The organism is Rathayibacter sp. AY1F4, from assembly GCF_002931775.1.
GTDB lineage: Bacteria > Actinomycetota > Actinomycetes > Actinomycetales > Microbacteriaceae > Rathayibacter.
The window spans coordinates 1-24,595 of the sequence record NZ_PSVE01000022.1 but is presented as its reverse complement, the minus strand read 5'-3'; the positions used below and the strand labels follow the sequence as shown (position 1 = coordinate 24,595).

The window sequence follows — 24,595 nt, the reverse complement described above, 5'->3', positions numbered from 1 at the left end:
GTCGACGGGGAGCCGCGCGGCGCACCGGGCGCGGCGGAAGGCGTGCCTATGCTGTCCGGGTGACCTGGAGCAGCGACGCCGAGACCACGCGGATCCCCTCCGCGACCGAGACGTCCGGCGGAACCGGACCCCAGCCGACCCGGGAGTACGTCTGGCCCGAACCCGTGACGGGCCGGCAGCCGACCGTCGAGCCCGTCGCCCCGGCCGTCGCGGCGTCCCCTAGCGCCCTCGGGCCGGTCGAGGCCGAGCCCGAGCCGGTCCGGCGCTCCGGCAACCGTCTCGCGGGCCTCGCGCTCGCCCTCCTGACGACCGCGGTCTTCGCCGTCCTGTACCTCGTCGCCCTGACGGCGATCCGCCTCCTCGTCGACCGCGTCGGCGGCGACCCGGTCGCCCTCGCGCTGGACGCGGCACCGACCGCGCTCTTCCTCGCCCCGGTGGCCGCGTTCCTGGTCGGCCTGGCGCTGATCGTGCTGGTCGTGAACCGCGCGGGCTGGTGGGCCTACGTCCTCGGCGGCTTCCTCGTCGCCCTCCTCACGGCCGCGGCCGCGCTGGTCGGCGGCTGGAGCGCCGTCGGACCGCTCGCCCTGCCGATCGACCGCTCCCTCGCGCTCGACTACGTCCGCGATCCCGCCGTCCTCGCGGCGGTCCTCGCTGCCGGCGTCCTCGGCCGGGAGGCGAGCGTCTGGGGCGGCGCCGCGATCGCGGGCCGTGCCCGGGGCGTCAAGCGCCGCAACGCCGAGCGCGAAGCGGCCGCGCAGTCGTGACTCCGGAGGGGCAGGGGCAGGGCCGCGGAGCCGGTCTGGGCTACGGCCTCGCGCTGGCCGGCTTCGCCGCGTTCCTCTACCTCGCCCTGGTCGTCTGCGCGTTCGGGGTCCTCAGCCTCCTGCTGGACCAGGACGTCGTGCCCGAGCGCGACGCCGGTCCGCTGCTGGGGCCGGTGTCGGTGGCGGTCTGCGTCGTCGCCGTGCTGGTCGCGATGGTGACCCTCGCCGCCCGTCCCGCCGTCCACCGCGTCCTCGGCCCGTCGCTGCTGACCGGGGTCGTCGTCTACCTGCTCTTCCTCCTCACCGGCGGAGCGCTCTACGGGCTCGGCCGTCAGGAGCCGGGGGAGATCCTCGGCTGGATCCTCGACCACGCGCCCACTGTCTTCGCGATCGCGACCGGCGTGCTCGCGGCGGCCGTCCAGCTCGTCTTCCTCCTGCTCCTGGCCCGTCGCGACGCCGGCGGCCGCAGCCCTCACTGGGGCTGGGAGGGCGACGAGCGGGAGTGACGGCGGACTCCCGGCGCGGCTCGTCGCGGCCCTGCGGCATCTCCCAGGGCGAACGCCGCTCGGTTGACCGGCCCCGTCACTCCCCGTAATATTCTTCGGGTGTGCGCTTTGCCGTGCGCTCGTGTCGTGCCTCCGGGTCGATGCGGTCGCCGCACTTCGCTCCACCGGGTCCGCGAGGATCCGCGGGTTCGTCCGATCGGGCGGCCCCCACGGCATACCCCTCACCCTCCCGGTCCCGCTCGCGGGGCCGCGGGGTGCGTCGGGTCCAGATGAACTCGGCCGTTCCCGGAGACGGGAGGGCCGAATGTCGACCATCGATCCGCTGTCACCGTGCAGCATTCAAGGAGCAAAACCAGTGCCAACGATTCAGCAGTTGGTCCGCAAGGGACGCACGCCGAAGGTCACCAAGACCAAGGCGCCCGCCCTGAAGGCCAACCCCCAGCAGCGCGGCGTCTGCACGCGCGTCTACACGACCACGCCCAAGAAGCCGAACTCGGCCCTCCGCAAGGTGGCCCGCGTGAAGCTCTCCAACGGCACCGAGGTCACCGCCTACATCCCCGGCGAGGGCCACAACCTGCAGGAGCACTCGATGGTGCTCGTGCGCGGCGGTCGCGTCAAGGACCTCCCCGGTGTCCGCTACAAGATCGTTCGCGGCGCCCTGGACACCCAGGCCGTCAAGAACCGCAAGCAGGCTCGCAGCCGGTACGGCGCGAAGATGGAGAAGAAGTAATGCCTCGTAAGGGCCCCGCTCCCAAGCGCCCCGTCGTCGCAGACCCCGTCTACGGCGCCCCCATCGTCAGCCAGCTCGTCAACAAGATCCTCCTGGACGGCAAGAAGGGCCTCGCCGAGCGCATCGTCTACGGTGCCCTCGAGGGCGTCGCCGGCAAGAACGGCCAGGACGCGGTCGTCACCCTCAAGAAGGCGCTCGACAACGTCCGCCCGACTCTCGAGGTCCGCAGCCGCCGCGTCGGCGGCTCGACCTACCAGGTCCCGGTCGAGGTCAAGCCCCACCGCGCCAACACCCTCGCGCTCCGCTGGCTCACCAGCTACGCGAAGGCCCGTCGCGAGAAGACGATGACCGAGCGTCTCATGAACGAGATCCTCGACGCGTCGAACGGTCTGGGCGCCGCTGTCAAGCGTCGCGAGGACACCCACAAGATGGCCGAGTCGAACAAGGCCTTCGCGCACTACCGCTGGTAGCGCACCCCGCGGCCGCCTCCGGGCGACCGCGACCACCGGGCCCGCGGCGTCACCGCTGCGGGCCCGGTCCCGGCGGCGGATCGCCCGATCCCCGCGACCGGGCGACCGCCACCACCAGAATCCCAGCCATTCGGCCATGAACCCGGTGCGCTGGCTCCATCACCTATCGGAGGAACTCCGTGGCACAAGATGTGCTCACCGACCTGAACAAGGTCCGCAACATCGGCATCATGGCCCACATCGATGCCGGCAAGACCACCACCACCGAGCGCATCCTGTTCTACACGGGTATCACGCACAAGATCGGCGAGGTCCACGACGGCGCCGCGACGATGGACTGGATGGCGCAGGAGCAGGAGCGCGGCATCACGATCACGTCCGCCGCGACGACCTGCTTCTGGAACAAGAACCAGATCAACATCATCGACACCCCCGGTCACGTCGACTTCACGGTCGAGGTCGAGCGCTCGCTCCGCGTCCTCGACGGCGCCGTCGCCGTCTTCGACGGCAAGGAGGGCGTCGAGCCCCAGTCCGAGACCGTCTGGCGTCAGGCCGACAAGTACGACGTCCCGCGCATCTGCTTCGTCAACAAGATGGACAAGCTCGGCGCCGACTTCTACTACACGGTCGACACGATCATCAAGCGCCTCGGCGCGAAGCCGCTGGTCATCCAGCTGCCCATCGGCGCGGAGTCCTCCTTCGAGGGCGTCGTCGACCTGGTCGAGATGCGCGCGCTCACGTGGCGCGGCGACTCGAAGGGCGACGTCGCGCTCGGCGCGAAGTACGAGATCGAGGAGATCCCGGCCGACCTCGCCGACAAGGCGGCGGAGTACCGCGAGAAGCTCCTCGAGACCGTCGCGGAGACCTCCGACGAGCTGCTCGAGAAGTACTTCGGCGGCGAGGAGCTCACCGTCGCGGAGATCAAGGGCGCCATCCGCAAGATGACCGTCAACTCCGAGATCTACCCGGTGCTCTGCGGCTCCGCGTTCAAGAACCGCGGCGTCCAGCCGATGCTCGACGCTGTCGTGGACTACCTCCCCTCCCCGCTCGACGTCCCCGCCATCGAGGCGCACGACGTCCGCGACGAGGAGAAGGTCATCATGCGCCACGCGGACTCGACCGAGCCCTTCTCGGCGCTCGCGTTCAAGGTCGCCGTGCACCCGTTCTTCGGCCGCCTGACCTACGTCCGCGTCTACTCGGGCAAGCTCGACTCCGGCGCCCAGGTCATCAACTCGACCAAGGGCAAGAAGGAGCGCATCGGCAAGATCTTCCAGATGCACTCCAACAAGGAGAACCCGGTCGACTCGGTCACCGCCGGCCACATCTACGCCGTCATCGGCCTCAAGGACACCACCACCGGTGACACCCTGAGCGACCCGGCCGCGCAGGTCGTGCTCGAGTCGATGACCTTCCCGGAGCCCGTCATCGAGGTCGCCATCGAGCCCAAGACGAAGGCGGACCAGGAGAAGCTCGGCACCGCGATCCAGAAGCTCGCGGAGGAGGACCCCACCTTCCGCACCGAGCAGAACCAGGAGACCGGTCAGACGGTCATCAAGGGAATGGGCGAGCTGCACCTCGACATCCTGGTCGACCGCATGAAGCGCGAGTTCAACGTCGAGGCCAACGTGGGCAAGCCCCAGGTCGCGTACCGCGAGACGATCCGCCGCACGGTCGAGAAGTACGACTACACCCACAAGAAGCAGACGGGTGGCTCCGGCCAGTTCGCGAAGGTCCAGATCACCATCGAGCCGATGGAGGTCGAGGCCGACAAGACCTACGAGTTCGTCAACGGCGTCACCGGTGGCCGCGTCCCGCGCGAGTACATCCCCTCCGTCGACGCGGGCATCCGCGACGCCATGCAGGTCGGCGTGCTCGCCGGCTACCCCATGGTCGGCGTGAAGGCGACCCTGGTCGACGGAGCGGCGCACGACGTCGACTCCTCCGAGATGGCGTTCAAGATCGCCGGCTCGATCGCGTTCAAGGAGGCCTCGCGCAAGGCGCAGCCGGTCCTCCTCGAGCCGCTCATGGCCGTCGAGGTCCGTACTCCCGAGGAGTACATGGGCGACGTCATCGGCGACATCAACTCGCGTCGCGGGATGATCCAGTCGATGGAGGACGCCACCGGCATCAAGGTCATCCGGGCCAACGTCCCGCTGTCCGAGATGTTCGGCTACATCGGAGACCTGCGCTCGAAGACCTCGGGCCGCGCCGTCTACTCGATGACGTTCGAGACCTACGCCGAGGTCCCCAAGGCCGTGGCCGAGGAGATCGTCCAGAAGAACAAGGGCGAGTAGCTCCGCCCCTGGGCCGTCGCCGTTCCCCGGAACGGCGGCGGCCTGGTAGTGTCGTGCGGGTTTGCTGCCGAGTGCAGCGCGCCCCCTGTCGCAGCGGGACGGCCGCACGACCACTGCCGGTAACATACGTACACAAAACCCCCGCAAGTCCTCCTGTCCTCGTGCCGCCCCGTGCGGCCGCCCGGATGCGGATGCTTGCACCTAAGTCCTGAGGAGGACCCACAGTGGCTAAGGCCAAGTTCGAGCGGACCAAGCCGCACGTCAACATCGGAACCATCGGTCACGTCGACCACGGAAAGACCACGCTCACCGCGGCGATCTCGAAGGTTCTGGCGGACAAGTTCCCGTCCGCGACCAACGTCCAGCGTGACTTCGCGTCGATCGACTCCGCTCCCGAGGAGCGCCAGCGCGGCATCACGATCAACATCTCGCACGTCGAGTACGAGACGCCGAAGCGCCACTACGCGCACGTCGACGCCCCGGGTCACGCCGACTACATCAAGAACATGATCACCGGCGCGGCCCAGATGGACGGCGCGATCCTCGTGGTCGCCGCCACCGACGGCCCGATGGCTCAGACCCGTGAGCACGTCCTCCTCGCCAAGCAGGTCGGCGTCCCCTACCTCCTCGTCGCGCTGAACAAGGCCGACATGGTGGACGACGAGGAGATCCTGGAGCTCGTCGAGCTCGAGGTCCGCGAGCTCCTCTCGTCGCAGGGCTTCCCCGGCGACGACGCCCCCGTCGTGCGCGTCTCCGGCCTCAAGGCCCTCGAGGGCGACGACACCTGGACCCAGTCGATCCTCGACCTGATGGACGCGGTCGACGAGTCCATCCCGGACCCGGTGCGCGACAAGGACAAGCCGTTCCTCATGCCGATCGAGGACGTCTTCACGATCACCGGTCGTGGAACCGTCGTCACCGGCCGTGCGGAGCGTGGAACCCTCGCTCTGAACTCCGAGGTCGAGATCGTCGGCATCCGCCCGACGCAGAAGACCACGGTCACCGGAATCGAGATGTTCCACAAGCAGCTCGACGAGGCCTGGGCCGGCGAGAACTGCGGTCTGCTCCTCCGCGGCACCAAGCGCGAGGACGTCGAGCGCGGCCAGGTCGTCGTCAAGCCGGGTTCGGTCACGCCGCACACGGACTTCGAGGGCACCGCGTACATCCTGTCCAAGGATGAGGGTGGGCGTCACAACCCGTTCTACGCGAACTACCGTCCGCAGTTCTACTTCCGCACCACCGACGTCACCGGCGTCATCACGCTGCCCGAGGGCACCGAGATGGTCATGCCCGGCGACACCACCGACATGACGGTCGCGCTGATCCAGCCGATCGCCATGGAGGAGGGCCTCGGCTTCGCCATCCGTGAGGGTGGACGCACCGTGGGTGCCGGTACGGTCACCAAGATCATCAAGTAGGTCCGTCCTACCGATCTCTTGAGAGGGGTCGTCCGCTTCGGCGGGCGGCCCCTCTCGTCGTTCTGGGCGACGCCCGGCTAGCGTGGCCGCATGCCCTTCGTGAAGAGCGACCCCCGTGCCCTCCCGCAGTTCTTCGAGTGGGAGGCGGCCGGCCTGGACTGGCTGCGCGCGGCGGACGGCGGTGCGCGCTGTGTCGGGGTGGAGAGGGTGTCGCCCGGGCGCATCGAGCTGGAGGAGATCCGCTCCGCGCGACCCTCCGCCGAGTCGGCTCGGGCCTTCGGCGCGGCGCTCGCCCGGACGCACGACGCCGGAGCCGCGGCGTTCGGAGCGCCGCCCCCGGGATGGACCGGCCCCGCCTACATCGGCCGCCGCGGGATGCCGTGCCGCCCGGACGACTCGTGGGGGCGCTTCTACGCGGAGCAGCGGGTGCGGCCGTTCCTCGGCCCCGCCGTGGAGGCGGGCAACCTCACGGCAGCCGAGTCGCGGCTCGCCGAGCAGGCTCTGGACCGGGTGGCGACCGGAGCCTTCGACGACGGTGCGGGGCCCGCCAGGATCCACGGGGACCTCTGGACCGGCAACGTGCTCTGGTCGGCGGACGGCGCCGTCCTGATCGACCCCGCCGCTCACGGGGGACACCGCGAGACCGATCTGGCGATGCTGGCCCTCTTCGGTGCTCCGCACCTCGACGCCGTCCTCGAGGGCTACCGCGAGCAGCATCCGCTGGGGGCCGGCTACGAGGAGCGGGTGCCACTCCACCAGCTGCACCCGCTCGCCGTCCACGCCGCCGGTCACGGTCCCTCCTACGGCCGCGCCCTGGCAGACGCAGCGGAGCAGGTGATCGCACTGGCCGGCTGACCGGCGCGCCCGCATCGTTCCCCCAGCCGGGAGCGCCACACTGAGGCACGCGCCGCCCTGTGCGCGTTTACAAGGAGGCATCATCGTGGATCTCGGGAAGCTCGGACGCCAGGCCGGCGAACTGCTCAACAGCCGGAAGGCCCAGGACGCGCTGCGGAGCGAGAAGGCCGAGCAGGTCTCCGACCAGACCCTCGAGAAGGCGGGCGAGATCGCCAGCCGCCTCACCAACGGCAAGTACGACGACCGCATCGAGGACCTGAAGCGCCAGGCCGACAAGCGGATCGGCAACGAGTAGCGGCTGCCGTCCGACTGCTCCTCCCCGCCGTCAAGCGGGTGCGGGCCTCGGATCCGCCGTCCTATCGTCGGATCGATGGCTGACACCCGCGTGCAACGACTCCGCAGGACCGATTCGAGCGGGCGCGGCTACACCCGGGTGCGCGCGGGCTCCGGCTTCAGCTACCGCGACCCGAAGGGCGCGACCGTCGCCGACAAGGAGCTGCGCGCGCGCTTCGACCGTCTCGGCATCCCGCCGGCCTGGACGGACGTCTGGATCGCCCCGTATCCCAACGGGCACATCCAGGCCACCGGCGTCGACTCGGCCGGCCGCCGCCAGTACATCTACCATCCGACCTGGCGCGAGCAGAAGGACCGGATCAAGTTCGACCGGGCGCTGCGGCTCGCGGAGGCCCTGCCCGGGGCGCGCCGGGCCGTGACCATCGCCCTCCGCTCGGACGGACCCGGCCGCGAGCGCGCGCTGGCCACCGCCTTCCGGATGCTCGACACCGGATCGCTCCGCGTCGGCAGCGAGAGGTACGCGAAGGAGCACGGCAGCATCGGCCTCTCGACGCTCCTGTGCGCGCACGCCACGACCCACGGGGACCGGGTCGCCCTCGCCTTCCCCGGGAAGAGCCATCAGGCGTGGACGAGCGAGATCCTCGACCACGACCTCTCGCGCGTCGTCCGTGCTCTCAAGCGTCGCGGGCCGAACGCCCGCCTGCTCGCTTGGAAGGACGGGCGGGAGTGGCGGCCGATCTCGGCGCCCGAGATCAACGACTACGTGCGCGAGCGCGCCGGCGACGACTTCACGGCGAAGGACTTCCGCACTCTGCACGGCACGGTCGCGGCCGCGCTGAGCCTGGCGAAGTCGGGCCCGCAGGCCACGCAGCGCGCTCGGAACTCGGCGATCGCCCAGGCGATGCGCGATGCCTCGGACGTGCTCGGGAACACGCCGACGGTCGCCCGCGCCAGCTACGTCGACCCGCGGCTGCTGGACCACTTCCGCGCCGGCGAGACCATCGACGCGTCGCGCCCCGCGTCGGCCGAGACCGCCGTCCGGGCGCTGCTCTTCGAGTAGCGGGGGAGGCCCTCCGACCCGCGCTGCTGCTCGGAGCGACCGGCTCCCCAGGGCCGTCACGACGTGCTCGCGGAGGAGCCCTCCGGCGCGACACGCCCGGGTTGCAGGGGTGGGGCATCTGTGGGAGACTCTTCTAGTTCAAAATTTCCTCTCGGGCGGCGTGCTGCTCGGAGGGGGACACTGCCAGGCAGTGCCGAGACGGCATCGCGGAGGCTCGACCCGAGAGGGCGGCCGCGCGGGTGCGACGTCGAGGCGGCGGGTAGCAGAACGACAACAACCGACATCTCAACGGGTTCTCCGTGCGTCGTGCGTTCTGCACGGCGATCGGAGCGCCCCAGGGGTGCGGTGCTTTTGACAGAAGAACACTGGTTGCACTTTTCCGGGTCACCGGAGTTCCTTCGCGAGCGCGTCCAATGCGAGACGAATCCGGCTCCGGCCGGGGGAGTCGCGTACGACGCAATAACAAGAGAGTGAGAGATCACACATGGCGGGACAGAAGATCCGCATCCGACTGAAGTCGTACGACCACGAGGTCATCGACACGTCGGCGCGCAAGATCGTCGACACGGTCACCCGTGCCGGTGCAACGGTGGTCGGCCCCGTGCCGCTGCCGACCGAGAAGAACGTGGTCTGCGTGATCCGTTCTCCCCACAAGTACAAGGACAGCCGCGAGCACTTCGAGATGCGCACCCACAAGCGCCTCATCGACATCATCGACCCGACGCCCAAGGCCGTCGACTCGCTCATGCGCCTCGACCTGCCGGCCGACGTCAACATCGAGATCAAGCTCTAAGGAGGAGTGCCACCATGTCTGTCACTGTTTCCCCCACGCTGAAGACCAGCAAGGGCCTCCTCGGCACCAAGCTCGGAATGACCCAGGTCTGGGACGAGAACAACAAGCTCGTGCCGGTCACCGTCATCGAGATCAGCCCCAACGTCGTGACCCAGGTCCGCACGGAGGAGAAGGACGGCTACACCGCCGTTCAGCTCGCCGCCGGTGCGATCGACCCGCGCAAGGTGAACAAGCCCGCCGCCGGTCACTTCGACGCCGCGGGCGTCACCCCCCGCCGCCACCTCACCGAGGTCCGCACCTCCGACGCCGCCGACTACTCGGCCGGCCAGGAGCTGACCGTGGACGCCGTCTTCGAGGCCGGCACCAAGGTCGACGTCGTCGGCACCAGCAAGGGCAAGGGCTTCGCCGGTGTCATGAAGCGTCACAACTTCAAGGGCGTCTCGGCTTCGCACGGTTCGCACCGCAACCACCGCAAGCCCGGCTCCATCGGCGCCTCCTCGACCCCCAGCCGTGTCTTCAAGGGCATGCGCATGGCCGGTCGCATGGGTGGCGAGCGCGTCACCGTGCTCAACCTCAAGGTGCACTCCGTCGACGCCGAGAAGGGCCTGCTGCTCGTCAAGGGCGCCGTCCCCGGTGCCCGCGGTCGCCTCGTGTTCGTTCGCAACGCCGTGAAGGGAGCGTAGTTCCATGGCTACCTCTGTCGACATCATCGACGTCAAGGGCCAGAAGGCGGGCTCGGTCGAGCTCCCCGCCGCGCTCTTCGACGTCCAGACCAACATCCCCCTCATCCACCAGGTCGTCGTGGCCCAGCTCGCCGCGGCGCGCCAGGGAACCCACAAGACGAAGAACCGCGGTGAGGTCTCCGGAGCCGGTCGCAAGCCGTTCAAGCAGAAGGGAACCGGTCGCGCTCGTCAGGGCTCGATCCGCGCCCCGCACATGACCGGTGGTGGCGTGGTCCACGGACCGACCCCCCGCAGCTACGCGCAGCGCACCCCCAAGAAGATGATCGCCGCGGCTCTGCTCGGTGCTCTCTCGGACCGCGCCCGCGGTGCCCGCATCCACGTGGTCGAGTCCCTCGCCCTCGGCGACACCCCCCGGACCAAGGACGTGCTCGTCCTGCTCGACGCCCTCTCGGTGTCGCGCAACGTCCTCGTGGTGCTCGAGCGCGACGACTACATCGCCGAGCTCTCGCTCCGCAACGTGCCGTTCGTGCACATCCTGCCGGCCGACCAGCTCAACGCGTACGACGTGCTCGTCTCCGACGACATCGTGTTCTCGAAGGGCGCGCTCGACGCGTTCATCGCGGCCAAGTCGGGCGTCGAGTCCAACAAGGAAGAGGTGAACGCATGAGCCAGTCCGCCGCGTTCAACAAGGACCCCCGCGACGTCATCATCTCCCCGGTGGTCTCGGAGAAGTCCTACGGCCTGATCGACGAGGGCAAGTACACCTTCGTGGTCGACCCGCGTTCGAACAAGACCGAGATCAAGCTCGCCATCGAGAAGATCTTCGGCGTCGAGGTCGCGTCGATCAACACGCTGAACCGCCAGGGCAAGACCCGCCGCACGAAGTTCGGCACCGGCAAGCGCAAGGACACCAAGCGCGCGATCGTCACGCTGAAGTCCGGCTCCATCGACATCTTCACGAGCGTCGGCTGAGCCGAAGAAGCGTAGAGGAAACAGACAATGGCTATTCGTAAGTACAAGCCCACGACCCCCGGTCGCCGCGGCTCCAGCGTTGCCGACTTCGCCGAGATCACCCGCTCGACGCCCGAGAAGTCGCTCCTGCGCCCGCTGTCCAAGACCGGTGGCCGCAACAACTCCGGCCGCATTACGACGCGTCACATCGGCGGTGGCCACAAGCGCCAGTACCGTCTGATCGACTTCCGTCGCAACGACAAGGACGGCGTCAACGCCAAGGTCGCTCACATCGAGTACGACCCCAACCGCACGGCGCGCATCGCGCTGCTCCACTTCGTGGACGGCACCAAGCGCTACATCCTGGCCCCGAACAAGCTCTCGCAGGGCGACGTCGTGGAGTCGGGCGCCGGCGCCGACATCAAGCCCGGCAACAACCTGCCGCTGCGCAACATTCCGACCGGTACGGTCATCCACGCCATCGAGATCAAGCCGGGAGGCGGCGCCAAGCTCGCCCGCTCGGCCGGCACCTCGGTCCGCCTCGTCGCCAAGGACGGCCCCTACGCGCAGCTCCGCCTGCCGTCGGGCGAGATCCGCAACGTCGACGCGCGCTGCCGCGCCACGATCGGCGAGGTCGGCAACGCCGAGCAGTCGAACATCAACTGGGGCAAGGCCGGCCGCATGCGCTGGAAGGGCGTCCGCCCGACCGTCCGCGGTGTCGCGATGAACCCGGTCGACCACCCGCACGGTGGTGGAGAGGGCAAGACCTCCGGTGGACGCCACCCGGTCAGCCCGTGGGGTCAGTCCGAGGGACGCACCCGTCGCCCCAACAAGGAGAGCGACAAGCTCATCGTTCGCCGCCGCACCGCCGGTAAGAAGCGCAAGTAGGAGTTGTAGAAGATGCCTCGCAGTCTCAAGAAGGGCCCCTTCGTTGACGACCACCTGCTCCGCAAGGTGTTCACGGCCAACGAAGCCGGCAACAAGAACGTCATCAAGACCTGGTCGCGCCGTTCGATGATCATCCCGGCGATGCTGGGTCACACCATCGCGGTCCACGACGGTCGCAAGCACATCCCCGTGTTCGTGACCGAGACCATGGTCGGCCACAAGCTCGGCGAGTTCGCCCCCACTCGGACCTTCCGCGGTCACGAGAAGGACGACAAGAAGGGCCGTCGCCGCTGACGCGGCGACGAGAAGGAGGAGAGAAATGGTGGAGTCGATCGCACGCGTGCGACACATCCGCGTCACCCCCCAGAAGGCTCGCCGTGTCGTGAACCTGATCCGCGGGAAGCAGGCTCAGGAGGCACTGGCCATCCTGAAGTTCGCGCCGCAGGGTGCGTCCGAGCCCGTCTACAAGCTCGTCGCCTCGGCGATGGCCAACGCTCGCGTCAAGGCCGATGCCTCGAACGAGTACCTCGACGACCAGGACCTGATCGTGTCCCGCGCCTTCGTCGATGAGGGAACCACCCTCAAGCGATTCCAGCCCCGTGCTCAGGGTCGTGCCTTCCGCATCAACAAGCGCACCAGCCACATCACCGTCGTGCTGGCCACTCCTGAGGAGGGGACCAAGTAATGGGTCAGAAAGTAAACCCCTACGGTTTCCGTCTGGGAATCACCACCGACCACGTGTCGCGCTGGTTCTCCGACAGCACCAAGAAGGGCCAGCGGTACAGCGACTACCTCGCCGAGGACGTCAAGATCCGCCGACTCCTCGCCACGCAGCTCGACCGTGCGGGCGTCGCCCGCATCGAGATCGAGCGCACCCGTGACCGCGTCCGCGTCGACATCCACACCGCCCGCCCGGGCATCGTGATCGGCCGCCGCGGCGCCGAGGCCGAGCGCATCCGCGCCGACCTCGAGAAGCTCACGGGCAAGCAGATCCAGCTGAACATCCTCGAGGTCAAGAACCCCGAGGCCGAGGCTCAGCTGGTCGCCCAGGGCATCGCCGAGCAGCTCTCCGCCCGCGTGGCCTTCCGCCGCGCGATGCGCAAGGGCCTGCAGGGCGCCCAGCGCGCCGGCGCCAAGGGCGTCCGCATCCAGGTCTCCGGCCGCCTCGGCGGCGCCGAGATGAGCCGCTCGGAGTTCTACCGCGAGGGACGCGTGCCGCTGCACACCCTCCGCGCGAACATCGACTACGGCTTCTACGAGGCGAAGACCACCTTCGGCCGCATCGGCGTGAAGGTCTGGATCTACAAGGGCGACATCACCAACAAGGAGCTCGCCCGCGAGCAGGCGAACAGCAAGTCGTCGCGCCCCGAGCGCAGCGACCGTCCGCGCCGTGCACCCCGCCAGCAGAGCGAGGCGCCCGTCGCAGCAGGAGTTGAGGCATAACCATGTTGATTCCGCGTCGAGTCAAGCACCGCAAGCAGCACCACCCGGGCCGGTCCGGCCAGGCCACCGGTGGCACCAAGGTGTCGTTCGGTGAGTTCGGCATTCAGGCCCTCACCCCCGCCTACGTGACCAACCGTCAGATCGAGTCCGCTCGTATCGCGATGACGCGTCACATCAAGCGCGGCGGAAAGGTGTGGATCAACATCTACCCCGACCGTCCGCTCACCAAGAAGCCCGCCGAGACCCGCATGGGTTCCGGTAAGGGCTCGCCGGAGTGGTGGGTCGCGAACGTCAAGCCGGGTCGCGTCCTCTTCGAGGTCGCCGGCGTCGACGAGCAGCTCGCTCGCGAGGCCATGACCCGTGCCATCCACAAGCTGCCCCTCAAGGCACGCATCATCAAGCGCGAGGAGGGAGACGCGTAATGGCGATCGGATCCAAGGAGCTCGCCCCCGCCGAGCTCGACACCTACGAGGACGAGCGTCTCGTCACCGAGCTGAAGAAGGCCAAGGAGGAGCTGTTCAACCTCCGCTTCCAGTCGGCCACCGGTCAGCTGGACACCAACGGCCGCCTGCGTGCCGTCAAGCGCGACATCGCCCGCATCTACACGGTCATCCGTGAGCGCGAGCTGGGCATCCGCGCCACCCCCGCACCCGTCGAGGCCCCGGCCAAGGCGGAGAAGAAGCCGAAGACCAAGAAGGCCGCCAAGGCCGAGGTCGAGGCGACCGAGTCGAACGAGGAGGCCAAGTAATGGCAACCGTCAATGACAGCGCCGGCCACGAGTCGGCCGCCCACGACGTGAAGGAGGCGGGCGCTCGCGGATACCGCAAGACCCGTCGCGGCTACGTCACCAGCGACAAGATGGACAAGACCATCGTCGTCGAGGTCGAGGACCGGGTGAAGCACCCGCTGTACGGCAAGGTCATCCGCCGTACGTCCAAGGTCAAGGTCCACGACGAGCTGAACTCCGCCGGCATCGGCGACTCCGTCGTCATCAGCGAGACCCGTCCCCTCAGCGCCACCAAGCGCTGGCGCCTGGTCGAGATCCTCGAGAAGGCCAAGTAGGCCGCGGCCTACTTGAGTTAGCAGGAGAGACACATGCTTCAGCAAGAATCCCGAGTCAAGGTCGCCGACAACACCGGCGCCAAGATGCTCCTCACCATCCGCGTCCTCGGAGGCTCCGGCCGCCGCTACGCGGGCCTCGGTGACATCATCGTCGCCACCGTCAAGGACGCGATCCCCGGTGGCAACGTGAAGAAGGGCGACGTGGTCAAGGCCGTCATCGTCCGCACCATTAAGCAGACCCGTCGCGCCGACGGCTCGTACATCAAGTTCGACGAGAACGCCGCCGTCATCCTCAAGAACGACGGGGACCCCCGTGGCACCCGCATCTTCGGACCGGTCGGTCGCGAGCTCCGCGACAAGAAGTTCATGAAGATCGTCTCGCTGGCACCGGAGGTTATCTAGTCATGGCCAAGATCAAGAAGGGTGACCTCGTCCAGGTCATCTCGGGCGCTACCCAGGCCCGCGGCGGAGACCGCGGCAAGCAGGGCAAGGTCCTCGAGGTGCTGGTCGAGCGCAACCGCGTCGTCGTCGAGGGCGTGAACTTCGTCAAGAAGCACGTCCGCGTCGGCCAGACGCAGCGCGGCTCGAAGGAGGGCGGCATCGAGACCGTCGAGGCCTCGATCCACATCTCCAACGTCGCGCTCGTCGACCCGAAGACCAAGAAGCCGACCCGGGTCGGCCACCGCAACGTGGCCGTCACCAAGGACGGCGTGACCAAGACCGTTCGCGTGCGCTACGCGAAGGCGTCGGGTGAGGAACTGTAATGACTGACACCACCGCAGTGGCTGCGAAGGTTCAGCCGCGGCTCAAGGCCAAGTACCAGGCCGACATCATCCCCGCTCTCAAGGAGCAGTTCGGCTTCGGCAACGTCCACCAGGTCCCCGGCCTGGTCAAGGTCGTCGTCAACACCGGTGTCGGTGAGGCCGCCCGCGACGGCAAGATCATCGACGGCGCGGTCAAGGACCTCACCGCCATCACCGGTCAGAAGCCGCAGGTCACCAAGGCCCGCAAGTCCATCGCGCAGTTCAAGCTGCGCGAGGGTCAGGCCATCGGCGCTCACGTCACCCTCCGGGGCGACCGCGCCTGGGAGTTCCTGGACCGCCTGCTCTCGGTGGCGCTGCCCCGCATCCGCGACTTCCGCGGGCTGTCGGACCGCCAGTTCGACGGCAACGGCAACTACACCTTCGGCATCACGGAGCAGTCGATCTTCCACGAGATCGACCAGGACCGCATCGACCGCGTCCGCGGCTTCGACGTGACCGTCGTGACCACCGCCAAGACCGACGACGAGGGTCGCGCGCTGCTCAAGCAGCTCGGCTTCCCGTTCAAGTCGTCGGACAACGCGTAAGCAGCAAGCCTCGAGGCCGGGGGACGGTGAGAACCGCCCTCCGGCCTCGTCGTACGTCCGCCGCCGGACCGGTCCGTCCGGAGCCGGCGGCGGGCGCCACGCGGGATCCCCGGATCCCGTGCACGATCGGCCCTCGACCGCAGGACCTCGGCCATGTAGCATGGCTCGTTGGCCTGCGTTCGCGCGGCCGCATGGGCGTCGACGTCGTCGGCGCCGTCCCACACCACAGGTCGTCACTCTTGTAAAGGGTGCCGAAACCAGGCGAGAAAGGCACCATCAGCCATGACCATGACTGATCCGGTCGCAGATCTGCTGACCAGAATCCGTAACGCGAACTCCGCGCACCACGACTCCATCACCCTCCCGGGCTCGAAGCTCAAGGCCAACATCGCCGAGATCCTCAAGACCGAGGGCTACATCGCCGACTGGAAGGTCGAGGAGGCGCGCGTCGGCACGACGCTCTCCATCTCCCTCAAGTACGGCCCGAACCGCGAGCGCTCGATCGCCGGCATCAAGCGGGTCTCGAAGCCCGGACTCCGCGTGTACGCGAAGTCGGCCGAGATCCCCACCGTGCTCGGCGGCCTCGGCGTCGCCATCCTGTCCACCTCGAGCGGTCTCCTGACCGACCGCCAGGCCGAGAAGAAGGGCGTGGGTGGGGAAGTCCTCGCCTACGTGTGGTAACCCCTCATGTCGCGTATTGGAAGACTCCCCATCGAGATCCCGGCGGGCGTCGACGTCTCCGTCGCCGGTTCCGCTGTGACCGTCAAGGGCCCCAAGGGCGAGCTGACCGTCTCGGTCGCCAGCCCCATCCAGGTGTCCGTCGAGAACGGCCAGGTGCTGGTCTCGCGTCCCGATGACGAGCGCGAGTCGCGCTCGCTCCACGGACTCACCCGCACGCTCATCGCGAACGACATCATCGGTGTCACGCAGGGCTACTCCAAGGGCCTCGAGGTCGTCGGAACCGGTTACCGCGTGCTGGCGAAGGGCTCGGACATCGAGTTCGCGCTCGGCTTCTCGCACCCGGTCGTCGTCACCCCGCCCGCGGGCATCTCGTTCACGGTCGAGGGCAACAACAAGCTCACCGTGCACGGCATCTCGAAGCAGGCCGTCGGTGAGGTGGCCGCCAACATTCGTAAGATCCGCAAGCCCGAGCCCTACAAGGGCAAGGGCGTGCGCTACGCCGGCGAGGTCGTTCGCCGCAAGGCCGGAAAGAGCGGTAAGTGATCATGGGACTCGGAACCAGAGGAAAGAGCAAGTCCGCTGCGCGCGGTCGTCGTCACGACCGTCTGCGCAAGAAGGTCGTCGGATCCGCCGAGCGCCCCCGCCTCGTCGTCAACCGCTCGGCCCGCCACGTCTTCGTGCAGGTCGTCGACGACGCTCAGGGCCGCACCCTCGCGTCGGCGTCGACCCTCGAGGCCGACCTGCGCGTGTTCGACGGCGACAAGACCGCCAAGGCCCGCAAGGTCGGCGAGCTCGTCGCCGAGCGCGCCAAGAACGCCGGTGTCGAGGCGGTCGTCTTCGACCGCGGAGGCAACAAGTACGCCGGTCGCGTCGCCGCGATCGCCGATGGAGCACGAGAGGCAGGGCTCAACCTGTGAGCGCCGCAGAGAACAAGGAACCCGAGGTCGCCGCTGTGTCGGAGGCCCCCGTCGAGACCGCTGCGTCCACGCAGCCGCAGCAGGAGGCTCGTGAGCCCCGCCGCGGCGGCCGCGACCGCAACCAGGGTGGCCGCGACCGCGGTGGCCGTGACGCCGAGAAGAGCCAGTTCCTCGAGCGCGTCGTGACCATCAACCGCGTGTCGAAGGTCGTCAAGGGCGGTCGTCGCTTCAGCTTCACCGCGCTCGTGGTCGTCGGAGACGGCAACGGACTGGTGGGCGTCGGCTACGGCAAGGCCCGCGAGGTCCCGACCGCCATCTCCAAGGGCGTCGAGGAGGCGAAGAAGAACTTCTTCCGCGTCCCCCGCGTCGCCTCGACCATCCCGCACCCCGTCCAGGGTGAGGCCGCCGCCGGTGTGGTGCTCCTGCGCCCCGCCGCCGCGGGTACCGGTGTCATCGCCGGCGGTCCCGTCCGCGCCGTCCTCGAGTGCGCCGGCATCCACGACGTCCTGAGCAAGTCGCTCGGCTCGTCGAACACCATCAACATCGTCCACGCGACCGTCGAGGCTCTGAAGCAGCTCGAGGAGCCGCGCGCCGTTGCAGCTCGTCGTGGTCTCGACTTCGACCAGGTCGCGCCGGCACGTCTCGTCCGTGCCGAGGCCGACGCCCTCGCCGCCGCGTCCAACGCGAAGGCAGGTGCCTGATGGCCCAGCTCAAGGTGACCCAGATCAAGTCGAAGGTCAGCGAGAAGCAGTACCAGCGCGACACGCTGCGCTCGCTCGGCCTCAGGAAGATCGGTCAGAGCGTCGTCCGCGAGGACAACGCCCAGAACCGCGGATACGTGAAGACCGTCGCCCACCTGGTGAAGGTCGAGGAGATTGACTAATGGCTGAGACGAAGAAGGCCGCCGCCGCGGAGTCCACGACTCCCGGGCAGGCGACCACCACGAAGGGCGCGGCGGCGCCGGCGACCAAGGAGCACGTGCTCAAGGTCCACCACCTCCGCCCCGCTGCCGGAGCCAAGAAGGCCAAGACCCGCGTGGGTCGCGGTGAGGGCTCCAAGGGAAAGACCGCCGGTCGCGGCACCAAGGGCACCAAGGCCCGCTACCAGGTGCGCGTCGGCTTCGAGGGTGGGCAGATGCCGCTGCACATGCGCACCCCGAAGCTCCGCGGCTTCAAGAACCCGTTCCGGGTCGAGTACCAGGTCGTGAACCTGTCCGCTCTCGCGGAGCTCTACCCCCAGGGCGGCGACGTCACCATCGGCGACCTGGTCGCCAAGGGTGCTGTCCGCAAGAACGAGAAGGTCAAAGTCCTCGGGGACGGCGACATTGCGGTTAAGCTGAACGTCGCGGTCGACAAGGTCTCCAGCTCTGCCGAGCAGAAGATCGTCGCTGCGGGCGGATCCATCAAGTAGCACCAGCAGCTTGTCGGTCGAGCTTGCCACGCCGACTCCCTCCGGGAGCGCGTGGCAAGCTCGACCTGTATCCCGCACCACAGAATTGAGCAGGAGACCTTAGGTAGTGTTTGGCGCCGTTGCGCGGATCTTCCGCACCCCCGACCTCCGCCGCAAGATCGGCTTCACCCTCGCGATCGTGGCGATCTTCCGGCTGGGATCCTTCATCCCTGCTCCGTTCGTCGACTTCAGCGCCGTGCAGGCCTGTCTCGCCGGCAACCAGGGCACCTCGGGTCTCTACGAGCTCGTGAACCTCTTCAGCGGTGGAGCACTGCTCCAGCTGTCGATCTTCGCGCTCGGGATCATGCCGTACATCACGGCGTCGATCATCGTGCAGCTGCTGCGCGTGGTCATCCCTCACTTCGAGACGCTGTACAAGGAGGGGCAGTCCGGTCAGGGCAAGCTCACCCAGTACACGCGGTACCTCACCATCGCGCTCGGCGTCCTCCAGTCGACGACGCTGATCACCGTCGCCCGCTCGGGCGCTCTCTTCGGCAACTCCGGCGTCCCGGAGTGCTCGGCGCTCATCATCACCGACGAGTGGTACTCCATCCTCCTCATGGTCATCACCATGACCGCGGGCACCGGCATCATCATGTGGATGGGCGAGCTCATCACCGAGCGCGGCATCGGCAACGGCATGTCGCTGCTGATCTTCACCTCGATCGCCGCCCAGTTCCCCACCTCCCTGTGGTCGATCGCGCAGTCGCGCGGCTTCGAGACCTTCCTCCTCGTCCTCGGCGTGGGCCTCGTGCTCGTGGTCGCCGTGGTCTTCGTGGAGCAGTCGCAGCGGCGGATCCCCGTGCAGTACGCCAAGCGGATGGTCGGCCGCCGGACGTACGGCGGCAACAACACCTACATCCCGATCAAGGTCAACATGGCCGGCGTCGTGCCCGTCATCTTCGCCTCGTCGCTGCTGTACCTGCCCGCGCTCATCGCGCAGTTCAACCAGCCCGCCGCGGGCCAGGAGGCCCCGGTCTGGGTCACCTGGATCACGAACTACCTCACCAAGGGCGATCACCCGCTCTACATGGCGCTGTACTTCCTCCTGATCGTGGGCTTCACCTACTTCTACGTCGCGATCACCTTCAACCCGGACGAGGTCGCCGACAACATGAAGCGCTACGGCGGCTTCATCCCCGGCATCCGCGCCGGCCGCCCGACCGCCGAGTACCTCAACTACGTGCTCACCCGGGTGACGCTGCCCGGATCGGTCTACCTCGGCCTCATCGCGCTCGTGCCCCTCGTGGCTCTCGCGCTGGTCGGTGCGAACCAGAACTTCCCCTTCGGCGGCACGTCCATCCTGATCATCGTCGGAGTCGGCCTGGAGACGGTGAAGCAGATCGACTCCCAGCTGCAGCAGCGCCACTACGAAGGACTCCTCCGATGACGTCGCACCCGATCGGCTTCCGTCTCCTGCTGATCGGCCCTCCCGGCGCAGGCAAGGGGACCCAGGCCGCTCGGCTGAGCGACATCCTCCGGGTGCCCGCCATCTCGACCGGGGACATCTTCCGCGCGAACGTCGCCAACGAGACCGAGCTCGGTCTCCAGGCGAAGGCCTACCTCGACAACGGGCGCTACGTGCCGGACGAGCTGACCAACGCGATCGTGCACGACCGTCTCCAGGAGGCGGACGCGTCGACCGGGTTCCTGCTCGACGGCTACCCGCGCACCACGGAGCAGGTCGACGAGCTCGACCGCATCCTCGCCGCGGACGACAACCGGCTCGACGCGGTCGTCCAGCTGACGGCCGACCCCGACGAGGTCGTCGGCCGCCTGCTGAAGCGCTCGCTCGAGCAGGGGCGCAGCGACGACACCGAGGACGTCATCCGGCGCCGACTCGCGCTCTACGAGGAGCAGACCGCTCCGCTCATCGACGTCTACGCGGCCCGCGGGCTCGTGGTCGTGGTCGACGGCCTCGGACCGGTCGACGAGGTGACCGAGCGGATCGTCGTCGCCCTCGAGGGCCACCGCGTGGGCCGCCTCGACACCCCGGCCGCCTGAGCCGTGGCGTTCCGCTCCTCGCTCTACAAGACACCCGCGCAGCTGCGGGCGATGCTCGCTCCGGGCCTCGCCACGGCCGCCTCGCTCGACGCGGTCCGCGCGGCGATCCGCCCGGGCGTCACCACGCTCGAGCTCGACGCGATCGCCGAGTCGGCGATCGTCGCGCTCGGCGGCCACTCGAACTTCCAGCTCGTCCCGGGCTACCGGCACACGATCTGCGCCTCGGTCAACGATGAGGTGGTCCACGGCATCCCCGGCGGGCGCGTGCTCGAGCCGGGCGACCTGGTCTCCATCGACAGCGGCGCCGAGATCGACGGCTGGAACGGCGACTCCGCGATGACGGTCGTCCTGCCCGACCCCTCCCGTCCAGAGGAGGTCGCGGCACGCGCCGAGCTCTCGCGGGTCACCGAGGGATCCCTCTGGCGGGGGATCGCCGCCCTCGCCTCCGCCCGTCACCTCAACGAGGTCGGCGCGGCGATCGAGGAGTACATCGAGGACGAGGCCGAGCACTCGGGCCGCGTCTACGGCATCCTCACCGACTACATCGGCCACGGCATCGGGCGCACCATGCACGAGGCTCCGCCGGTCTTCAACTACCGGGTGCGCCAGCGCGGCCCCGAGGTGAAGCCGGGACTCGTCGTCGCGATCGAGCCGATGGTCACCGCGGGCAGCGCCGAGACCTTCGTCCGCGAGGACGAGTGGACGGTCGCAACCGAGGACAGCAGCATGGCCGCCCACTGGGAGCACTCCGTCGCCGTGCACCACGACGGCATCTGGGTCACCACGCTCGCCGACGGCGGCGCGGCCGGCCTCGCCCCCTACGGGATCGTGCCGACGCCCTTCGCCTAGAGGCCCCAGCGCAGAGCTCCTCCGATCCGATGCGGAGGAGGCTCCTGTCGGCCTCTCGAGCCCGGCGCGGGTCCGCCGGGCGCCCACAGGGCGCGGGAGCGAGAGGACGACAGCGCCCTGCGGCTCCACCCGGAGTGCGGGAGGCGGCTAGCTGTCGATCACCCGCACCAGCTCCTCGATGAAGCCGCCGAAGTCCGTGGAGCGCCGGATGAGGCGCTGCACCTCCGCCCGGTCGGCGAACACCTCGACGAACTGGTCGAACACCGACTGGAACGTGCTGCGGCCGGCCGAGGCGAACGCGATCATCGCGATCACGTTCACCCGCTGCTCGCCCCACTCCATCGCCGTGTCGTTCACGACGATCGCGATCGAGGTGCGGCGGGCGCTCATCGCCATCGCGTGGGGGACCGCGAGGTTGTCGGTGAACGCCGTGGAGCTCATCCGCTCGCGCTCGATGGCGCCGTCGACGTAGTCCTCGTCGATGATGCCGCCGGCGATCATCCGCTCGCCCAGCATCCGGATCATCGCCGCCTCGTCCCGCGCGTGCACGTTGCGGAAGAACAGCTCCTCGTCGAAGAACTGCAGCAGCTCGTCCTTGATCTGCGCGCGGCGGCGGTGCCGGCGGACGCGGGCGATCGCCCGGCGCACCGTCTCGACGTCGTGGTCGGTGAGGAACGGCTGCACGACCACGACGTCGTCGGACGCGGGGCGCTCGTCGATCGTGGTGATCACGAGGTCGGCGGTGAGCCGGTCCCAGTCGACGTCGCTCCGCGTGATCAGCGAGCGCACCTCCACCTCGGTGCCGAGCGAGCGCTCGACGCGCAGGCGCAGCATGTGCGCGAGGTCGTAGTAGTTGGGGCAGACGATCACGCAGGACAGACGCTCCTCCCGCCGCGACACCCGCTCGAGGAACGAGCCGACGTGGAGGGCGATGTAGGCGATCTCGTCCTCGTTGACCACGATGCCCCGCCGGCGCTGCAGCCCGCTCGCCAGGAACACCGCGATCTCGTAGGTCATCGGGTAGCTGGTCTTGATCGAGCGGGTCAGCGGGTTGCGGGAGTAGCCGCCCTCGGCGGCCCGGGCGATCAGGTTCCGCACGTGCAGGGCGAGGCGGACGATGAAGCCCTCGTCGTCGAGGTCGACCAGGTACTCGCGGTTGACGTCGGCGACGAGTTCGCGGACGACGGCGAGGTCCTCCGGGTCGAGGTAGTTCTCGACCACGGCGGCGACCGGCTCGTTCTGCCCGGGCGTCGCCACCCGCGTCGTCATCAGGATCGCGAGCTGGGCGAGCTCGGCGTCGGTCAGGCGCGTCGCGAAGTGCCGCTCCACCAGCTCCGCCAGCAGGGCCGCGAGCTCGCCGTGGATCGCGGGGGAGGGGCGGGAGCCGGAGGGGTCCCCGATGCCCCGGGCGACGCGGTCGACGGCGATCGCGATGTGGAGGAGGACGCTGTTCACGCCGTAGTCGTTGATGTAGTAGCCGCGGGTCTCGAGCTCGGCCAGCAGCTCGGTCTTGAAGGCGCCGAGGCCGGAGGAGGCGAACTCGCGCTGGACGTCGTCGAGCGTGAAGACGCCCTGCGCGCTCTCGTCGCGGAACATCCGGGAGATCAGGCGGCGGCGGGCCTCCTCGCTGCCCTGGAGGCGCACCGACGGGCCGCGCCGGACCAGCCCGAGGCCGGCCTCGTCGGCGAGGGCCTTCACCCGGCGCAGGTCGGCGTCGACGGTCGACTCGCTCACCGACAGCGCGTCGGCGAGGGCGAAGACGTCCAGGCCCTCGTCGGAGTCGACCAGGCGGCGGACGATGCTGTACAGCCGGTCGCGCGGGGTGTCGGGCTCGACGTCGCGGCTGCGCTGCGCCTCCAGGTACGCCGCGTACGCCTCGCGCGCGAGCCGGTAGCCGTTCGCGGAGGACTCGACCGGCTCCAGCGGGGCGGCCTGCGCCTTCACCGCGGTGACGTAGCTGCGGACGCTGCGGGTGGTGACTCCGAGCCTGTCGGCGAGCTCGTGCGCCGTCACCCAGCCGTCGGCGCGGGAGAGGTACTCCAGCAGTCGTTCGCGGTTGTCAGGCATCAGGCTCCAGGCGTGCGGTCGGGGCGGGCGCCGGGAGCGCCACGACCCTGCCGCGGGCCCGCAGGACGCGGGCGGCGAGTCGTACGTCCCGTCAGTCAATCACCCCGGCGACGCGCCCGGGAGCCCCCGCGCCGCGGGCGGGAGGGGCCGTCTTCCGCCCCCGCGGAAGATTGTCTGCTGGAGGGTGCCGCCCCTCCGAGAGGATGCTTGGATGAATCACGACCCGGACGCGAGGAGGCGAACGAGGTGCGGAAGATCCTGATCGTCTGCGGTGCAGGCGCGTCGAGCACGTTCCTGGCCCACCGGCTGCGAGCGGGCGCGAAGGAGCGCGGCATGGATGCCGTGTTCCGCTCCGAGACCCTCACTGGTCTCGACCACTCCCTCCCCGAGGCCGACGTCCTCCTCGTGGGGCCGCACCTCGAGTCGCAGTTCGACGGGCTCCGCCACCGTGCGGAGCTCGTGGGAGCCGCGGCCGCCCTCCTCCCGCCCGATGTCTTCGGAGCGCACGGTGCCGATGCCGTGCTCGAGACCCTGCCCGTCCTCTTCGCCGCTCGCGCGGTCGTCGCAGGCGCGGACGGGGACTCCTCCACCCGCCCGGTCCGTCCGGGCGAGCCCGACTCCGGGCACCACTGATGCAGTCGCGACTGCAGGATCAAGGAGAAACGTTCATGGTCGAGCGCACCGTGCAGGTTGCATCGTCGAAGGGCCTCCACGCCCGCCCCGCCTCGCTCTTCAGCCAGGCCGCGGCGAAGTCGGGTCAGAAGGTCCTCGTCGCCAAGGGCGACGCGACCCCGGTCAACGCCGCGTCGATCCTCGGGATCATCTCGCTCGGAATCGAGCACGGCGACGAGCTCACCGTCAGCGTCGAGGGCGACAACGAGCAGGCCGTGCTCGAGGAGCTCGCGACCTTCCTCACCACCGACCACGACGCGTGACGCGGAGCGTCACGCACGGCGGCCAGCCCCGGCGCCCACGGCGCCGATAGACGCGGCCGCCCCTAGAGCGTGACGGCGACCCTCAACGGCTCGCACGAGGCGCCCGCGAAACCCGCCCCCGCTCACTCCCGGCC

35 protein-coding genes are annotated in these 24,595 nt (G+C 69.0%); 34 read left to right on the top strand and 1 reads right to left on the bottom strand.

Annotation, left to right across the window (positions count from 1 at the left end; all coding sequences use genetic code 11):
- Positions 1–59 precede the first annotated feature (59 nt).
- From C5C59_RS13385 to map, 32 genes are all read left to right on the top strand, one after another.
- Complete coding sequence (locus C5C59_RS13385; RefSeq protein ID WP_104238072.1) at positions 60–764, top strand: hypothetical protein; 705 nt, start codon at positions 60–62, stop codon at positions 762–764.
- Positions 761–1,270, top strand: a complete 510-nt coding sequence (locus C5C59_RS13380) for a DUF6121 family protein (RefSeq protein ID WP_104233922.1) — start codon at positions 761–763, stop codon at positions 1,268–1,270. Before C5C59_RS13385 ends, C5C59_RS13380 begins: the two co-directional genes overlap by 4 nt.
- Positions 1,271–1,625: 355 nt before the next feature.
- Positions 1,626–2,000 carry a 30S ribosomal protein S12 gene (gene rpsL, locus C5C59_RS13375; RefSeq protein WP_011186743.1) on the top strand — a complete coding sequence of 125 codons (375 nt, stop codon included), beginning with the start codon at positions 1,626–1,628 and terminating at the stop codon, positions 1,998–2,000.
- Entirely contained in the window at positions 2,000–2,470 is a 471-nt protein-coding gene (gene rpsG / locus C5C59_RS13370) for a 30S ribosomal protein S7 (RefSeq protein ID WP_068251443.1), read from the top strand. The genes rpsL and rpsG overlap by 1 nt, the downstream gene beginning before the upstream one ends.
- Before the next feature lie 179 nt (positions 2,471–2,649).
- Positions 2,650–4,764, top strand: a complete 2,115-nt coding sequence (gene fusA / locus C5C59_RS13365) for an elongation factor G (RefSeq protein WP_104224571.1) — start codon at positions 2,650–2,652, stop codon at positions 4,762–4,764.
- Between the two features lie 224 nt (positions 4,765–4,988).
- On the top strand, positions 4,989–6,182 hold the full coding sequence (gene tuf / locus C5C59_RS13360) for an elongation factor Tu (protein ID WP_104224570.1): 1,194 nt from the start codon (positions 4,989–4,991) through the stop codon (positions 6,180–6,182).
- Between the two features lie 90 nt (positions 6,183–6,272).
- Entirely contained in the window at positions 6,273–7,037 is a 765-nt protein-coding gene (locus C5C59_RS13355; protein ID WP_104238071.1) for a fructosamine kinase family protein, read from the top strand.
- 85 nt (positions 7,038–7,122) lie between these two features.
- Positions 7,123–7,332: an antitoxin gene (locus C5C59_RS13350; protein ID WP_159939075.1), complete on the top strand. Its 210-nt coding sequence runs from the start codon at positions 7,123–7,125 to the stop codon at positions 7,330–7,332.
- A gap of 75 nt (positions 7,333–7,407) precedes the next feature.
- Positions 7,408–8,391 carry a DNA topoisomerase IB gene (locus tag C5C59_RS13345; RefSeq protein ID WP_104238069.1) on the top strand — a complete coding sequence of 328 codons (984 nt, stop codon included), beginning with the start codon at positions 7,408–7,410 and terminating at the stop codon, positions 8,389–8,391.
- A gap of 484 nt (positions 8,392–8,875) precedes the next feature.
- Positions 8,876–9,184: a 30S ribosomal protein S10 gene (gene rpsJ, locus C5C59_RS13340; protein ID WP_005050520.1), complete on the top strand. Its 309-nt coding sequence runs from the start codon at positions 8,876–8,878 to the stop codon at positions 9,182–9,184.
- A 14-nt stretch (positions 9,185–9,198) separates the two neighbouring features.
- Positions 9,199–9,867, top strand: a complete 669-nt coding sequence (rplC, locus tag C5C59_RS13335) for a 50S ribosomal protein L3 (RefSeq protein WP_104224566.1) — start codon at positions 9,199–9,201, stop codon at positions 9,865–9,867.
- A gap of 4 nt (positions 9,868–9,871) precedes the next feature.
- Positions 9,872–10,534, top strand: a complete 663-nt coding sequence (gene rplD / locus C5C59_RS13330) for a 50S ribosomal protein L4 (RefSeq protein ID WP_104224565.1) — start codon at positions 9,872–9,874, stop codon at positions 10,532–10,534.
- Complete coding sequence (gene rplW, locus C5C59_RS13325) at positions 10,531–10,839, top strand: 50S ribosomal protein L23 (RefSeq protein ID WP_068209445.1); 309 nt, start codon at positions 10,531–10,533, stop codon at positions 10,837–10,839. Before rplD ends, rplW begins: the two co-directional genes overlap by 4 nt.
- A 27-nt stretch (positions 10,840–10,866) precedes the next feature.
- Positions 10,867–11,706, top strand: a complete 840-nt coding sequence (gene rplB, locus C5C59_RS13320) for a 50S ribosomal protein L2 (protein ID WP_068251462.1) — start codon at positions 10,867–10,869, stop codon at positions 11,704–11,706.
- 12 nt (positions 11,707–11,718) lie between these two features.
- Complete coding sequence (rpsS, locus tag C5C59_RS13315) at positions 11,719–12,000, top strand: 30S ribosomal protein S19 (RefSeq protein ID WP_055787078.1); 282 nt, start codon at positions 11,719–11,721, stop codon at positions 11,998–12,000.
- 25 nt (positions 12,001–12,025) lie between these two features.
- Entirely contained in the window at positions 12,026–12,391 is a 366-nt protein-coding gene (rplV, locus tag C5C59_RS13310) for a 50S ribosomal protein L22 (RefSeq protein WP_077221988.1), read from the top strand.
- Positions 12,391–13,149 carry a 30S ribosomal protein S3 gene (gene rpsC, locus C5C59_RS13305; protein ID WP_068209439.1) on the top strand — a complete coding sequence of 253 codons (759 nt, stop codon included), beginning with the start codon at positions 12,391–12,393 and terminating at the stop codon, positions 13,147–13,149. Before rplV ends, rpsC begins: the two co-directional genes overlap by 1 nt.
- A gap of 2 nt (positions 13,150–13,151) precedes the next feature.
- Positions 13,152–13,571 carry a 50S ribosomal protein L16 gene (rplP, locus tag C5C59_RS13300; protein WP_068209436.1) on the top strand — a complete coding sequence of 140 codons (420 nt, stop codon included), beginning with the start codon at positions 13,152–13,154 and terminating at the stop codon, positions 13,569–13,571.
- Positions 13,571–13,897 carry a 50S ribosomal protein L29 gene (gene rpmC, locus C5C59_RS13295; protein WP_104224564.1) on the top strand — a complete coding sequence of 109 codons (327 nt, stop codon included), beginning with the start codon at positions 13,571–13,573 and terminating at the stop codon, positions 13,895–13,897. The genes rplP and rpmC overlap by 1 nt, the downstream gene beginning before the upstream one ends.
- Entirely contained in the window at positions 13,897–14,211 is a 315-nt protein-coding gene (gene rpsQ, locus C5C59_RS13290) for a 30S ribosomal protein S17 (RefSeq protein WP_104224563.1), read from the top strand. Before rpmC ends, rpsQ begins: the two co-directional genes overlap by 1 nt.
- 33 nt (positions 14,212–14,244) lie before the next feature.
- A complete protein-coding gene (gene rplN / locus C5C59_RS13285; protein ID WP_104224562.1) occupies positions 14,245–14,613 on the top strand; it encodes a 50S ribosomal protein L14 in 369 nt (122 codons plus the stop codon).
- Between the two features lie 2 nt (positions 14,614–14,615).
- Positions 14,616–14,975: a 50S ribosomal protein L24 gene (rplX, locus tag C5C59_RS13280; RefSeq protein ID WP_104224561.1), complete on the top strand. Its 360-nt coding sequence runs from the start codon at positions 14,616–14,618 to the stop codon at positions 14,973–14,975.
- Positions 14,975–15,559 carry a 50S ribosomal protein L5 gene (gene rplE, locus C5C59_RS13275; protein WP_068209425.1) on the top strand — a complete coding sequence of 195 codons (585 nt, stop codon included), beginning with the start codon at positions 14,975–14,977 and terminating at the stop codon, positions 15,557–15,559. Before rplX ends, rplE begins: the two co-directional genes overlap by 1 nt.
- 282 nt (positions 15,560–15,841) lie before the next feature.
- The gene (gene rpsH, locus C5C59_RS13270; protein ID WP_068209423.1) at positions 15,842–16,240 is read left to right on the top strand and encodes a 30S ribosomal protein S8; all 399 of its coding nucleotides are present in this window, start codon (positions 15,842–15,844) and stop codon (positions 16,238–16,240) included.
- A gap of 6 nt (positions 16,241–16,246) precedes the next feature.
- The gene (gene rplF / locus C5C59_RS13265) at positions 16,247–16,783 is read left to right on the top strand and encodes a 50S ribosomal protein L6 (RefSeq protein ID WP_104224560.1); all 537 of its coding nucleotides are present in this window, start codon (positions 16,247–16,249) and stop codon (positions 16,781–16,783) included.
- A gap of 2 nt (positions 16,784–16,785) precedes the next feature.
- A complete protein-coding gene (rplR, locus tag C5C59_RS13260) occupies positions 16,786–17,157 on the top strand; it encodes a 50S ribosomal protein L18 (protein WP_056037296.1) in 372 nt (123 codons plus the stop codon).
- The gene (gene rpsE / locus C5C59_RS13255; RefSeq protein ID WP_104224559.1) at positions 17,154–17,858 is read left to right on the top strand and encodes a 30S ribosomal protein S5; all 705 of its coding nucleotides are present in this window, start codon (positions 17,154–17,156) and stop codon (positions 17,856–17,858) included. Before rplR ends, rpsE begins: the two co-directional genes overlap by 4 nt.
- Positions 17,858–18,040, top strand: a complete 183-nt coding sequence (gene rpmD / locus C5C59_RS13250) for a 50S ribosomal protein L30 (RefSeq protein ID WP_181024623.1) — start codon at positions 17,858–17,860, stop codon at positions 18,038–18,040. The genes rpsE and rpmD overlap by 1 nt, the downstream gene beginning before the upstream one ends.
- The gene (gene rplO / locus C5C59_RS13245; protein WP_104238068.1) at positions 18,040–18,567 is read left to right on the top strand and encodes a 50S ribosomal protein L15; all 528 of its coding nucleotides are present in this window, start codon (positions 18,040–18,042) and stop codon (positions 18,565–18,567) included. The genes rpmD and rplO overlap by 1 nt, the downstream gene beginning before the upstream one ends.
- Positions 18,568–18,673: 106 nt before the next feature.
- A complete protein-coding gene (gene secY / locus C5C59_RS13240; protein WP_104224557.1) occupies positions 18,674–19,996 on the top strand; it encodes a preprotein translocase subunit SecY in 1,323 nt (440 codons plus the stop codon).
- Entirely contained in the window at positions 19,993–20,610 is a 618-nt protein-coding gene (locus C5C59_RS13235) for an adenylate kinase (protein ID WP_181028829.1), read from the top strand. The genes secY and C5C59_RS13235 overlap by 4 nt, the downstream gene beginning before the upstream one ends.
- Positions 20,611–20,613: 3 nt before the next feature.
- Positions 20,614–21,459 (top strand): type I methionyl aminopeptidase, encoded by an 846-nt coding sequence (gene map, locus C5C59_RS13230; RefSeq protein WP_104238067.1) that lies wholly within the window; start codon positions 20,614–20,616, stop codon positions 21,457–21,459.
- Positions 21,460–21,606: 147 nt separating this feature from the next.
- On the opposite strand, the gene C5C59_RS13225 is transcribed toward map, so the two are convergent.
- On the bottom strand, positions 21,607–23,526 hold the full coding sequence (locus C5C59_RS13225) for a BglG family transcription antiterminator (protein ID WP_104238066.1): 1,920 nt from the start codon (positions 23,524–23,526) through the stop codon (positions 21,607–21,609).
- A gap of 207 nt (positions 23,527–23,733) precedes the next feature.
- Here C5C59_RS13225 and C5C59_RS13220 point away from each other — a divergent pair, with 207 nt between their 5' ends.
- Together C5C59_RS13220 and C5C59_RS13215 are read left to right on the top strand one after the other, a co-directional pair.
- A complete protein-coding gene (locus tag C5C59_RS13220; protein ID WP_181065531.1) occupies positions 23,734–24,159 on the top strand; it encodes a PTS sugar transporter subunit IIB in 426 nt (141 codons plus the stop codon).
- A 35-nt stretch (positions 24,160–24,194) separates the two neighbouring features.
- Positions 24,195–24,461 (top strand): HPr family phosphocarrier protein, encoded by a 267-nt coding sequence (locus C5C59_RS13215; RefSeq protein ID WP_104224553.1) that lies wholly within the window; start codon positions 24,195–24,197, stop codon positions 24,459–24,461.
- The last annotated feature ends 134 nt before the right edge of the window (positions 24,462–24,595 follow it).

Bases quoted from the DNA above. Each gene is read 5' to 3' on its own strand.
- rpsG (WP_068251443.1), top strand. From the start codon at position 2,000: ATGCCTCGTAAGGGCCCCGCTCCCAAGCGCCCCGTCGTCGCAGACCCC.
- C5C59_RS13355 (WP_104238071.1), top strand. From the start codon at position 6,273: ATGCCCTTCGTGAAGAGCGACCCCCGTGCCCTCCCGCAGTTCTTCGAG.
- C5C59_RS13345 (WP_104238069.1), top strand. From the start codon at position 7,408: ATGGCTGACACCCGCGTGCAACGACTCCGCAGGACCGATTCGAGCGGG.
- rpsJ (WP_005050520.1), top strand. From the start codon at position 8,876: ATGGCGGGACAGAAGATCCGCATCCGACTGAAGTCGTACGACCACGAG.
- rplC (WP_104224566.1), top strand. From the start codon at position 9,199: ATGTCTGTCACTGTTTCCCCCACGCTGAAGACCAGCAAGGGCCTCCTC.
- rplD (WP_104224565.1), top strand. From the start codon at position 9,872: ATGGCTACCTCTGTCGACATCATCGACGTCAAGGGCCAGAAGGCGGGC.
- rplW (WP_068209445.1), top strand. From the start codon at position 10,531: ATGAGCCAGTCCGCCGCGTTCAACAAGGACCCCCGCGACGTCATCATC.
- rplB (WP_068251462.1), top strand. From the start codon at position 10,867: ATGGCTATTCGTAAGTACAAGCCCACGACCCCCGGTCGCCGCGGCTCC.
- rpsS (WP_055787078.1), top strand. From the start codon at position 11,719: ATGCCTCGCAGTCTCAAGAAGGGCCCCTTCGTTGACGACCACCTGCTC.
- rplV (WP_077221988.1), top strand. From the start codon at position 12,026: ATGGTGGAGTCGATCGCACGCGTGCGACACATCCGCGTCACCCCCCAG.
- rpsC (WP_068209439.1), top strand. From the start codon at position 12,391: ATGGGTCAGAAAGTAAACCCCTACGGTTTCCGTCTGGGAATCACCACC.
- rplP (WP_068209436.1), top strand. From the start codon at position 13,152: ATGTTGATTCCGCGTCGAGTCAAGCACCGCAAGCAGCACCACCCGGGC.
- rpmC (WP_104224564.1), top strand. From the start codon at position 13,571: ATGGCGATCGGATCCAAGGAGCTCGCCCCCGCCGAGCTCGACACCTAC.
- rpsQ (WP_104224563.1), top strand. From the start codon at position 13,897: ATGGCAACCGTCAATGACAGCGCCGGCCACGAGTCGGCCGCCCACGAC.
- rplN (WP_104224562.1), top strand. From the start codon at position 14,245: ATGCTTCAGCAAGAATCCCGAGTCAAGGTCGCCGACAACACCGGCGCC.
- rplX (WP_104224561.1), top strand. From the start codon at position 14,616: ATGGCCAAGATCAAGAAGGGTGACCTCGTCCAGGTCATCTCGGGCGCT.
- rplE (WP_068209425.1), top strand. From the start codon at position 14,975: ATGACTGACACCACCGCAGTGGCTGCGAAGGTTCAGCCGCGGCTCAAG.
- rpsH (WP_068209423.1), top strand. From the start codon at position 15,842: ATGACCATGACTGATCCGGTCGCAGATCTGCTGACCAGAATCCGTAAC.
- rplF (WP_104224560.1), top strand. From the start codon at position 16,247: ATGTCGCGTATTGGAAGACTCCCCATCGAGATCCCGGCGGGCGTCGAC.
- rplR (WP_056037296.1), top strand. From the start codon at position 16,786: ATGGGACTCGGAACCAGAGGAAAGAGCAAGTCCGCTGCGCGCGGTCGT.
- rpmD (WP_181024623.1), top strand. From the start codon at position 17,858: ATGGCCCAGCTCAAGGTGACCCAGATCAAGTCGAAGGTCAGCGAGAAG.
- rplO (WP_104238068.1), top strand. From the start codon at position 18,040: ATGGCTGAGACGAAGAAGGCCGCCGCCGCGGAGTCCACGACTCCCGGG.
- C5C59_RS13235 (WP_181028829.1), top strand. From the start codon at position 19,993: ATGACGTCGCACCCGATCGGCTTCCGTCTCCTGCTGATCGGCCCTCCC.
- C5C59_RS13225 (WP_104238066.1), bottom strand. From the start codon at position 23,526: ATGCCTGACAACCGCGAACGACTGCTGGAGTACCTCTCCCGCGCCGAC.
- C5C59_RS13215 (WP_104224553.1), top strand. From the start codon at position 24,195: ATGGTCGAGCGCACCGTGCAGGTTGCATCGTCGAAGGGCCTCCACGCC.